General features: G+C 71.9%; 8 protein-coding genes and 1 pseudogene. 8 read left to right on the top strand and 1 reads right to left on the bottom strand.

Features of this window, described 5'->3' with window-relative positions:
- Positions 1-78: 78 nt before the first annotated feature.
- From LCE31_RS04305 to LCE31_RS04295, 3 genes and pseudogenes are all read left to right on the top strand, one after another.
- Positions 79-189, top strand: a pseudogene (locus LCE31_RS04305) (DUF4244 domain-containing protein); the annotation flags it as partial.
- On the top strand, positions 176-592 hold the full coding sequence (locus LCE31_RS04300) for a TadE family type IV pilus minor pilin (RefSeq protein ID WP_225012606.1): 417 nt from the start codon (positions 176-178) through the stop codon (positions 590-592). The pseudogene LCE31_RS04305 and the gene LCE31_RS04300, both read left to right, overlap by 14 nt.
- Positions 589-1,059, top strand: coding sequence for an Rv3654c family TadE-like protein (locus LCE31_RS04295; RefSeq protein WP_225012605.1), 471 nt, complete (start codon positions 589-591; stop codon positions 1,057-1,059). The genes LCE31_RS04300 and LCE31_RS04295 overlap by 4 nt, the downstream gene beginning before the upstream one ends.
- A 48-nt stretch (positions 1,060-1,107) precedes the next feature.
- Here the strand turns inward: LCE31_RS04295 and LCE31_RS04290 are convergent, their stop codons facing one another.
- Entirely contained in the window at positions 1,108-3,789 is a 2,682-nt protein-coding gene (locus LCE31_RS04290) for a DEAD/DEAH box helicase (protein ID WP_225012604.1), read from the bottom strand.
- A gap of 79 nt (positions 3,790-3,868) precedes the next feature.
- Here LCE31_RS04290 and LCE31_RS04285 point away from each other — a divergent pair, with 79 nt between their 5' ends.
- The 5 genes from LCE31_RS04285 (at position 3,869) to topA (ending at position 11,062) form a co-directional block, all read left to right on the top strand.
- Positions 3,869-4,222 (top strand): STAS domain-containing protein, encoded by a 354-nt coding sequence (locus tag LCE31_RS04285; RefSeq protein ID WP_003967428.1) that lies wholly within the window; start codon positions 3,869-3,871, stop codon positions 4,220-4,222.
- Positions 4,223-4,342: 120 nt separating this feature from the next.
- On the top strand, positions 4,343-4,795 hold the full coding sequence (locus LCE31_RS04280) for an ATP-binding protein (protein ID WP_225012603.1): 453 nt from the start codon (positions 4,343-4,345) through the stop codon (positions 4,793-4,795).
- Positions 4,796-5,295: 500 nt separating this feature from the next.
- Complete coding sequence (locus tag LCE31_RS04275; RefSeq protein ID WP_225012602.1) at positions 5,296-5,865, top strand: small secreted protein; 570 nt, start codon at positions 5,296-5,298, stop codon at positions 5,863-5,865.
- 145 nt (positions 5,866-6,010) lie between these two features.
- Positions 6,011-7,567: a DUF7059 domain-containing protein gene (locus tag LCE31_RS04270; protein ID WP_225012601.1), complete on the top strand. Its 1,557-nt coding sequence runs from the start codon at positions 6,011-6,013 to the stop codon at positions 7,565-7,567.
- Positions 7,568-8,167: 600 nt separating this feature from the next.
- Entirely contained in the window at positions 8,168-11,062 is a 2,895-nt protein-coding gene (topA, locus tag LCE31_RS04265) for a type I DNA topoisomerase (protein WP_225012600.1), read from the top strand.
- Positions 11,063-11,083 lie beyond the last annotated feature (21 nt).

The raw sequence follows: 11,083 nt of genomic DNA, 5'->3' as shown, positions 1-11,083 counted from the left end.
CCCCCAGATATCGTGCAGGCAAGTAGAGATCCACCCTACTTGCCTCACGTACCTGAAGGGAATCACTCACCCTAGATAACCATCGCCGCCTGCGCCTTCGCCGCAGTGCTCTACAAGGTGGTCACCAGCGGGACGGTGCACGGCGCCCTGGAGTCGCTGATCGGGCAGGCGCTCCATGCGAAGTCCTGACCGCCGCCGCGCCCCCGGGCGGCGCGACGGCGGCTATGTCACGGCGGAGGCGGCCGTCACCGTTCCGGGGCTCGTGGCCTTCGCCATGGCCCTGGTCTGGGCCCTGATGGCGGCAGCGGCGCAGATCCAGTGCGTGGACGCGGCCCGTGCCGGAGCGCGCGCAGCGGCGCGAGCGGAACCGCGGGCGGCCACGCTGGAGGCCGCGCGTTCCACGGCTCCGAAGGGCGCCCGGATCACCGTCGGACGGGCGGGGGACTTGTGGCGCGTTCGCGTCACGGCGCCCGCGCCGGGACCGGACGCCCTCGCGCTGAACCTGTCGGCCGAGGCGGTCGCGTCCGCGGAGGACGCGGGTCCGGTGGCCGCTCCCGCGGCCTCGGAGATCCCGGAAGGGGGCGGGCCATGAGCCGCCCGCCCCGCCAGGGACGGGACCGCGGCTCGGCGACGGTCCTGGTCGCCGTGGTGGCCACGGTGCTCTGCGCGCTGTTCGGGGTCGTCCTGGCGCTCGGGCAGGCAGTCGCCGCCCGGCACCGGGCCGGGGCGGCTGCCGACCTCGCGGCCCTCGCGGCGGCCGACCGGGCGCTGTCCGGCCGTGCGGACGCCTGTGGCGCGGCGGCGCGGGTGGCGGCTGCGCAGGGCGCGAGACTGGCGCGCTGCGAACTGGACGGCCAGGTCGTGGACGTGACCGCGGTGGTCAGGGCCGGCCCCTACGCGCCCGCGATCAGGGCGCGCGCGGGGCCCGGGGCGAGTCCGGGGGACGACCCAGGACCAGACCCGGAATCCGGCCCGGAGCCGGACGCGGGACAGGCGGGCCCGGGAGGAGCGGAACCGGGTGCTGCTGCCCTGGCCCCGCGTTCTGATCGACAATCTTGATCGCCGGTCTTGATCGACGGTCCTGAGCCTGGGGCCCATCACCAGGGCTCAGGAGGGCGCCTGTGTCGTCGTCGGACCGGTCGGGTCGGCCGGATCAGTCAGTCCAACCGGACTCCTCGGTGCCGCCGGTGCCGCTGGTGCCGGCACCGGCGCCCGCCCGGACCTCTCCGGGGACGTGGAGTCCGCCGGGCCCGCCGGTTCTGCCGAGTCCACCGGTTCGGCCCGGTCCGCCGGTTCTGCCGGGTCCGACGGTTCGTCCGGTTCCGCCGGGTCCGACGGGTCCTCGGGGGCGTGCCTGAGCAGCTCGGTCAGGAGGCGTACGGCACCCCGCTTGTGCAGGGGATCGTTGCCGTTGCCGCACTTGGGCGACTGGATGCAGGACGGGCACCCGGCGTCGCAGTCGCACGAGGCGATCGCCTCGCGGGTGGCCGTGAGCCAGGAGCGGGCCGTACGGAAGGCGCGTTCGGCGAAGCCCGCGCCGCCGGGGTGGCCGTCGTAGACGAACACCGTGGGCAGCAGCGTGTCCGGGTGCAGCGGGATGGAGACGCCGCCGATGTCCCAGCGGTCGCAGGTGGCGAAGAGGGGGAGGAGCCCGATGGAGGCGTGTTCCGCGGCGTGCAGGGCGCCGCCGAGCTGTTCGGGGTTGACGCGCGCCGCGTCGAGCTGGTCCTCGGTGACCGTCCACCACACGGCGCGGGTGCGCAGGGTGCGCGGCGGCAGGTCGAGCTTGCTCTCGCCGAGCACCTCACCGGTGATCAGACGGCGTCTGAGGAAGGAGACGACCTGGTTGGTGACCTCGACGGAGCCGTAGCACAGGCGTCCGTCGCCCCACGGGATCTCGGTCTCGGTCTCCAGTACGGAGATGGCGGTGGTGTCCCGTGCCGTCGTGGAGTACGGCGGGTTCCCCTCCTCGACGAGGGCGACCGAGTCGGCCAGGTCCAACTGCTTCACCAGGTACGTACGGCCCTGGTGGAGATGGACGGCGCCGTCGTGGACCGCGGTGTGCGCGGCGGCCTCGTCGACCGTGCCCAGCAGCCGGCCCGTACCGGACTCCACGATCTGGACCGGGCTGCCGCCCGAGCCGCGGATGTCGGCGAGGTCGGCGGCGCGCCTGCGCTGGGTCCAGTACCAGCCGGACGAGCGGCGGCGCAGCAGTGCCGCGGCCTCCAGCTGCGGCAGCAGGTCCGCCGTGGCGGGCCCGAACAGCGGCAGATCGTCCTCGGTGAGCGGCAGCTCGGCGGCGGCCGCGCACAGGTGCGGAGCGAGCACGTACGGGTTGTCCGGGTCCAGGACGGTCGACTCCACGGGCTGGTGGAACAGCGCTTCCGGGTGGTGGACGAGGAAGGTGTCCAGCGGGTCGTCCCTGGCGACCAGAACGGCCAGGGCGCCCTGGCCGGCCCGGCCCGCGCGGCCGGCCTGCTGCCACAGGGAGGCACGGGTCCCCGGATAGCCGGTGATCAGGACGGCGTCGAGGCCGGAGACGTCGATTCCGAGTTCCAGCGCCGTGGTGGCGGCCAGGCCGAGGAGTTCGCCCGAGTGCAGGGCGGCCTCCAGGGCGCGGCGCTCCTCGGGCAGGTAGCCGCCCCGGTAGGCCGCGACCCGGCCCGGCAGGGAGCGGTCGACCTCGGTGAGACGTTCCTTGGCGATCACGGAGATCAGCTCCGCGCCGCGCCGGGAGCGGACGAAGGCGACCGTGCGGACACCCTGCACGGTCAGGTCGGTGAGGAGGTCGGCGGTTTCCGCGGTCGCGGTGCGGCGCACGGGCGCGCCCTTCTCGCCGTGGAGATCGGTGAGAGGGGGCTCCCACAGCGCGAAGACGACCTCGCCGCGGGGCGAGGCGTCGTCGGCCACCTCGCGCACGGGCAGTCCGGTGAGGCGGCCCGCGGCGACGCCGGGCTGCGCGGCGGTCGCCGAGGCGAGCAGGAAGACCGGGTGCGCACCGTAGCGGGCGCAGACGCGCCGCAGCCGTCGCAGCACCTGGGCGACGTGGGAGCCGAAGACGCCCCGGTAGGTGTGGCACTCGTCGATCACGACGTAGCGCAAGGCGCGCAGGAAGGAGGCCCAGCGCGGGTGGGCCGGGAGTATCCCGCGGTGCAGCATGTCCGGATTGGTCAGCACGTAGTTGGCGTACTGCCTGACCCACTCGCGTTCCTCGACGGGGGTGTCGCCGTCGTACACGGCGGGGCGCACGGCCGTGCCGAGCGGGGCGGACAGTTCCCGCACGGCGCGGCGCTGGTCCGCGGCGAGGGCCTTCGTGGGCGCCAGGTACAGAGCGGTGGCCCCCCGCCCGTTGGGGGCCTCGGAGCCCTCCAGCAGGGCGGTGAGGACGGGCGCGAGGTAGGCCAGGGACTTGCCGGACGCCGTGCCGGTCGCGATCACGACGGACTCACCGTCGAGGGCGTGCTCCGCGGCCTCGGCCTGGTGGGCCCAGGGATGTTCGATGCCGGCCCGCTGGACCGCGGCGATGACCTCGGGCCGAATACGGTCGGGCCAGACTGCATGACGGCCGGGCCTCGGGGGCAGGTGCTCCGTATGGGTGATGCGCGCAGCCCGGCCCGCCCCTGCGGCGAGCCGGTCGAGGACCGTGTCCGGCGTGGGGCGGTTGTCCCCGCTCCGGGCGGGTCCGTTGGGGTGGTGATTCCTGGCCATCGGCATCGAGTGTGTCACTGGCGTGCGGGACAATGGCCCCAAGGCGTCGTACATGGCTGCTGGTAAGTGATTGAATGCCATCGCGGCTGGCGATACGTCCCCTGGCTCCGTCGGGGAGACCCGAGGGGCGACCGCTCGATAGCAAGGTGCTGGAGGATCCGTGGACCTGTCCCTGTCGACTCGCAACGTGTCCGGCCCTGGAGGCGACCGTACGGTCGTCGAGGTCGGTGGCGAGATTGATGTGTATACCGCGCCCAAGCTGCGCGAGCAGTTGGTGGAGTTGGTGAATGACGGCAGCTACCACCTGGTCGTCGACATGGAGGGTGTGGACTTCCTCGACTCGACCGGGCTCGGCGTTCTCGTGGGCGGACTCAAGAGGGTCCGTGCGCACGAGGGCTCGCTGCGCCTCGTCTGCAACCAGGAGCGCATTCTCAAGATTTTCCGGATCACGGGTCTCACCAAGGTGTTCCCGATCCACACCACGGTGGACGAGGCCGTGGCCGCCACCGACTGACGTCGGCAGCGGCTTCCGAAGGAATGGGCAGGGGAGCCGGGCGAGCATGCCGGGGCCCCACGCCCGCAAGCCCTTGGAAGTGGTGGAGAGTGCACGCTCGTATGTTCGAGGGGGATGTGGATGGCCACCGTTGAGCTCCGCTTCAGCGCCCAGCCGGAGCATGTCAGGACGGCTCGACTGGTGGCGGCGGCCGTGGCGCGGCGGGCGGGAGTCGACGAGGCCGTCCTCGATGAGGTCCGACTCGCCGTCGGTGAGGCGTGCAGCCGTGCCGTGGGCCTCCACCGCGGCCATGGCGTGATGTCGCCGGTGAAGGTCGTGCTGACCGAGGAGGAGAAGACGTTCTCCATCGAGGTCGGCGACGACGTGCCGGGCTCGGGTTCCGGTGCGTCCGCCGCGGGTGTGGCCGAGGCCGGCCCGGGCGTGGAGGGTCACGACGCGGAGGCCGAGGGCGAGGACGAGATGGGGCTCGCGGTGATCAGCGGCCTCGTTGACGACGTCAAGGTCGTCTCGGGTCCCGACGGCGGAGTCATCCGGATGAGCTGGCCGACCGCCTCGGCCGTGCCGCTGTCCTGAGTCCGTGGTTCCGCCCGGGCTGTGCCGGGCGCCCGCGCCGAAGGTTTGATGGGGAGAGGTCCTGTGAACGGGGCCTCTTTTCTTTGTGTCAGGTGTCCAGGAGACCGCGCCGGCAGGAGGCCAGGTGCCCAGGCGCCGGGGCACCCGGGCCATCGGCGGACCAGGCATCCAGGCATCCAGGCATCCGGGCCCTGAGCGACCGATTCGCGCCCGCCTGGCCCGGCCTCCACTGTCCGCTCGCGCGCCCGTCCCCCGGGGCGTCCGCGAGCCTGCGAGTCCCCGCCTTCGCGCGGCACCGGCCGATCGGCCCAGCCACTGGCCCAGTCGGGCACTTTCACCCGTTCGAGTACTGCCCGAACGCTCGTACCCGTCGGTAGCGTGAGGTGTCTCTCGCTCGGCCTAAACCACCCCAAGGCGGAATGGAACGGACGCTCGGGGCAGGGGCATGGGGTGCATGGCGTGTAAGTTCCGGGGCCGAGAGCCTCGGAAGGGACCGATCGGTGAAGAAGAAGCTAGCGGCGACGCTGTCCTGCGGTGCGGTGGTGCTCCTGGCGCTGTCCGGATGCGGGAACAACGACAGCAAGGTGAATGACTGGGCCAAGGGCTTCTGCGACAAGGTGCAGCCGCAGCGGCAGGCGATCGCCGACGCCAACGCGTCCATCGTGAAGGCCACCTCCACGGCCAGCGAGCCCGCCGACGTCAAGAAGGTCGACTCGGCCGCCTTCCAGACCAACGCCAAGGCCTACGCGGCGCTGGCCTCCGCCGTGAAGACGGCGGGCGCGCCGCCGGTGGACGACGGCGCGAAGACCCAGCAGGACGCGGTCAAGGAGCTCAACTCGACCTCCGCCGCGTACGCGCAGCTCCAGAAGCAGGTCGACGGGCTGGACACCAGCGACCAGGCCAAGTTCGCGCAGCAGCTGAGCGATGTCTCGACACAGCTCGGCAAGATCGGCTCCAGTGGGGACACGGCGCTGCGCAAGCTCCAGTCGGGAGATCTGGGCCAGGCCATGGCCAAGCAGCCGGGCTGCAAGAAGGGTGCCCCGTCCGGGGCCGCCTCGGCTTCTTCGTAGCGCGGGGCTGCCTCGGGCTCGGGCTTCGTAGCGCAGGGCTGCCTCGGGCTCGGGCTTCGTGGCGCAGGCGGCCTCGGCCGCCGCTTCTCGGCGGGTTCGCGGTCCGGTGCGGGCCGCTGTCAGTGGCGGCCGTCACAATGTGGGGGTGAGTACCACCAGTCTTCCCGTACCCGACCGCGCGGCCCGGCTCCGCGAAGCCCTGCTCGCCGCGGAGTTCACCGTCGACGGCCTGCTCGACCTGCTCGGCGCCGCCGCGTACGCCGCGCTGGCCCGCAGCGAGACCGTGCCCGCGTTGCGCGCCACCCGCGGCGCGTCCAGGCTCGACACGCTGGTGAGGTTGTTCCTCTTGCAGGACGCCGTGCCCGCCGAGCGGGCCCGCGACGCGCTCCCGCTCGACGAGGCGCTGGCCGACGGCTGGCTCGTCGCGGATGCGGCGGGGGAGACGGCGGGCGGCGGCGCAGGCGGGGGCGCCGTGCGGGCGACGGTCGACGTCCGGCCGTACGGCGGACCGGGAGGGGAGGACTGGTTCATCGTCTCCGACCTCGGCTGCGCGGTCGGTGGCGCCGCCGGTGCGAGCGGGCGCGGCGAGGGAGTCGTACTGGGCGTGGGCGGCGCCTCCACCACGCTCGCCGGGCTCACGGTCCGTACGCCGGCCGGGTCGGTGCTCGACCTCGGCACGGGCTCAGGAATCCAGGCGCTGCACGCGTCCCAGCACGCCACACGGGTCACGGCCACGGACCTCAACCCGAGGGCGCTGGCCTTCGCCCGGCTGACGCTCGCGCTGTCGGGGGCCCCGGAGGCCGAGCTGCTGGAGGGCTCGCTGTTCGATCCGGTCGGCGACCGGACGTATGACCTGATCGTCTCGAATCCGCCGTTCGTCATCTCGCCCGCCGGGCCGGACACCGCCGGTGCGCGGCGTACGTACCGGGACGGGGGCATGGCCGGTGACGACCTGTGCCGCACGCTGGTCCAGCGGGTCGGCGATCACCTCGAAGACGGGGGGTTCGCCCACTTCCTCGCCAACTGGGAGCACGTCGAGGGCGAGGAGTGGGAGGACCGGCTCCGTTCCTGGGTGCCGCGCGGCTGCGACGCGTGGATCGTGCAGCGCGAAGTCCAGGACGTCACGCAGTACGCGGAGTTGTGGCTGCGCGACAGCGGGGAGCACGACTCGGGGGACGCGGAGCGCTACGCCCGGCTGTACGGTGCCTGGCTCGACGAGTTCGATGCCCGTGGGACACGCGCCGTCGGCTTCGGCTGGATCACGCTGCGCAAGTCCGGGGCCACGCGTCCTTCGATCGTCGTGGAGGACTGGCCGCACCCGGTGGAGCAGCCGCTCGGAGAGACGGTACGGGCCCATTTCGCCAGGCAGGACTATCTGCGTACGCACGACGACGCGGCGCTGCTCGCAGGGCGGTTCACACTGGCGCCCGAGGTCGTGCAGGAGCAGGTGGGGCTGCCCGGCGCGGAGGACCCCGAGCATGTGGTGCTCCGTCAGCACCGCGGCATGCGCAGGGCCACCGAGGTGGACACGGTGGGAGCCGGGTTCGCGGGGGTGTGCGACGGAACGCTCAGCGCGGGCCGCATCCTCGACGCGATCGCCCAGCTCGTCGACGAGGACCCGGTGGCGCTGCGCGACCGCACCCCGGAGTCGATCCGCCTGCTGGTCGGCGAGGGGTATCTGGAGCCGGTCGCGGATCAGTAGGGGGACCAGGAGGAAACAGGGAGACCAGGTCGAACAGGGGGAACGGAATGAACAGGGGGAACGGGAAGACCAGGAAGACCAGAAAGACCAGGGGGAACGGGACGAACAAGGGGGCCAGGAGGAACAGGGGGACCGCCCCACTCGCCGTGGCTGTTCCGCCGACTGTGACGAGACCGGAACAGCGGGTGACCGGAATCCTCTGCCGGTGATCGGCGGGGTGGCGGACAGCGGGCCTGCCGACCGCCCGCGCATGGCGCCGGACCTGCGGCGGAGCGGTCCCGGTCGGATGTTCACGGCGGGCCGGGCGGCCGTTCCCGGACGGCCACGCGGAATGCGCGGGGCCTCCCCGTACCCGTTCCGTCCCCCGCCCCGGCGGGCGGGGTCCGGCGGCAGGAATGCCGGAAGTCGGGTTACCGTTCGAGGGGCCGTTGCGGGAATGCACCGTTTGACACAGGGGCGGGTTGTACCGTCACACTCCGCAGCGGAGGAGCGGCACAGCGGGGCCACGCCACGGGTCCCGTGGAGTCGCGCCGTACTGTCGTAAGTGTCGTACGGACCCGCCGGGCCCATCGAGCGTCGACCGGAGAGAGAAGAACGAAGTTGTCCCCGACCAGCGAGACCGCGAACGGCGGCCGCCGACTCGTCATCGTCGAGTCGCCCGCCAAGGCCAAGACGATCAAGGGCTATCTGGGTCCTGGATACGTCGTCGAGGCGAGCGTCGGGCATATCCGCGACCTGCCCAACGGCGCGGCCGAGGTCCCCGAGAAGTACACCGGCGAGGTGCGCAGGCTCGGCGTCGACGTCGAGAACGACTTCCAGCCCATCTACGTGGTGAACTCCGACAAGCGCTCGCAGGTCAGGAAGCTCAAGGAGCTGCTGGCCGAGTCGGACGAACTCTTCCTCGCCACCGATGAGGACCGCGAGGGCGAGGCCATCGCGTGGCACCTCCAGGAGGTGCTGAAACCCAAGGTCCCGGTCCACCGGATGGTCTTCCACGAGATCACCAAGGACGCGATCAGGGCGGCCGTGGCGAACCCGCGCGAGCTGAACACGCGGATGGTCGACGCGCAGGAGACCCGCCGTATCCTCGACCGGCTGTACGGGTACGAGGTGTCGCCGGTCCTGTGGAAGAAGGTCATGCGCGGCCTGTCGGCGGGCCGCGTGCAGTCCGTGGCGACCCGTCTCGTCGTCGAGCGGGAGCGCGAGCGCATCGCCTTCTGCTCCGCCTCGTACTGGGACCTCACCGGCACCTTCGGCACGGGCCGCGCCGGTGACGCGTCCGATCCTTCGTCCCTGGTGGCGCGGCTCGTCTCGGTCGACGGCCGCAGGATCGCGCAGGGCCGCGACTTCGGGTCCGACGGCCGTCTGAAGTCCGACCAGGTGCTCCACCTGGACGAGGCGAACGCGCGGGCGCTGGCCGCGGCGCTTCAGGAGACGTCGTTCGCGGTACGGTCCGTCGAGTCGAAGCCGTACCGCCGCTCGCCGTACGCTCCCTTCCGTACGACGACCCTCCAGCAGGAGGCGTCGCGGAAGCTGGGTTTCGGCGCGAAGTCCACGATGCAGGTCGCACAGAAGCTGTACGAGAACGGCTTCATCACCTATATGCGTACGGACTCCACCACACTGTCGGACACGGCCGTGTCGGCGGCGCGTGCGCAGGTCACGCAGTTGTACGGCGGCGACTACCTGCCGGACAAGCCGCGCACGTACGCGGGCAAGGTCAAGAACGCGCAGGAGGCGCACGAGGCGATCAGGCCCTCGGGCGACCGCTTCCGCACGCCCGCCGAGACGGGTCTGACCGGCGACCAGTTCCGCCTGTACGACTTGATCTGGAAGCGGACCGTCGCCTCCCAGATGAAGGACGCGACCGGCAACAGCGTCACCGTCAGGATCGCCGGGCGCTCCAGCGACGGCCGGGACGCCGAGTTCTCCGCGTCCGGCAAGACCATCACGTTCCACGGCTTCATGAAGGCGTACGTCGAGGGCGCGGACGACCCGAACGCCGAGCTGGACGACCGCGAGCGCCGTCTGCCGCAGGTCGCCGAGGGCGACGCGCTGAGCCCGGAGGAGATCACGGCTGACGGCCACTCCACCAAGCCGCCGGCCCGCTACACCGAGGCGTCGCTGGTCAAGGAGCTGGAGGAGCGGGAGATCGGCCGCCCGTCGACGTACGCGGCGATCCTCGGCACGATCCTCGACCGCGGCTACGTGTTCAAGAAGGGCACGGCGCTCGTGCCGTCCTTCCTGTCCTTCGCCGTGGTCAACCTGCTGGAGAAGCACTTCGGCCGGCTCGTCGACTACGACTTCACGGCCCGTATGGAGGACGACCTCGACCGTATCGCGCGGGGCGAGGCCCACTCCGTTCCGTGGCTGAAGCGCTTCTACTTCGGTGAGGGCGGCGACGACGCGGGAGCCGCGTCCGGCGCGGGGAACGGTGACGGCGATCACCTCGGCGGGCTCAAGGAACTCGTCACCGATCTCGGCGCGATCGACGCGCGCGAGATCTCCTCGTTCCCCGTGGGCGACGGCGTCATGCTGCGCGTCGGCCGCTACGGGCCGTATGTGGAGCGCGGTGAGAAGGACGCGGAGAACCACCAGCGCGCCGACGTGCCGGAGGACCTGGCGCCCGACGAGCTGACCCAGGAGTACGCGGAGGAGCTGCTCGCCAAGCCGAGCGGCGACTTCGAGCTCGGCGTGGACCCGGAGAGCGGCCACCCGATCGTCGCGAAGGCCGGCCGGTACGGCCCGTACGTGACCGAGGTGCTGCCCGACGGCACTCCGAAGACGGGCAAGAACGCGGTCAAGCCGCGTACGGCGTCCCTGTTCAAGTCGATGTCGCTGGACACGGTCACCCTGGCGGAGGCCCTCAAGCTGATGTCGCTGCCGCGCGTCGTGGGCGTGGACCCGGAGGGCGTCGAGATCACCGCGCAGAACGGCCGGTACGGCCCGTACCTGAAGAAGGGCACGGACTCGCGGTCGCTCCAGACGGAGGAGCAGCTCTTCGACATCACCCTCGAAGAGGCGCTGGCGATCTACGCGCAGCCGAAGCAGCGCGGCCGGGCCGCGGCCAAGCCGCCGCTGAAGGAACTGGGCACGGACCCGGTCAGCGGCGCGCCCGTGGTCGTCAAGGACGGACGCTTCGGCGCGTACGTCACCGACGGCGAGACGAACGCGACGCTGCGGTCCGGTGACAGCGTCGAGGAGATCACGCCCGAGCGCGGGTACGAACTGCTGGCGGAGAAGCGGGCCAAGGGGCCCGCGAAGAAGAAGACAGCTGCCAAGAAGACGACGGCGAAGAAGGCCACGGCCAAGAAGACCGCGGCGAAGTCGGCGGCCACCAAGACGGCGACCGCGAAGACGACCGCCAAGACCGCCGCCAAGAAGACGACCAAGAAGACGACCAAGAAGGCGGCCACGAAGAAGACGGCGACGGCGGCGGCCAAGACGACGGCCGCGAAGAAGGCGGCGGCCTCGGCCCCGGACTCGGAGAGCTGAGGACGCGGGCTCCGTCCTCCG

It is taken from the genome of Streptomyces sp. 8L (genome assembly GCF_020176795.1).
Classification (GTDB): Bacteria; Actinomycetota; Actinomycetes; order Streptomycetales; family Streptomycetaceae; genus Streptomyces.
The sequence above is the reverse complement of the archived record's forward strand: the minus strand, read 5'-3'. Positions and strand labels throughout refer to the sequence as shown.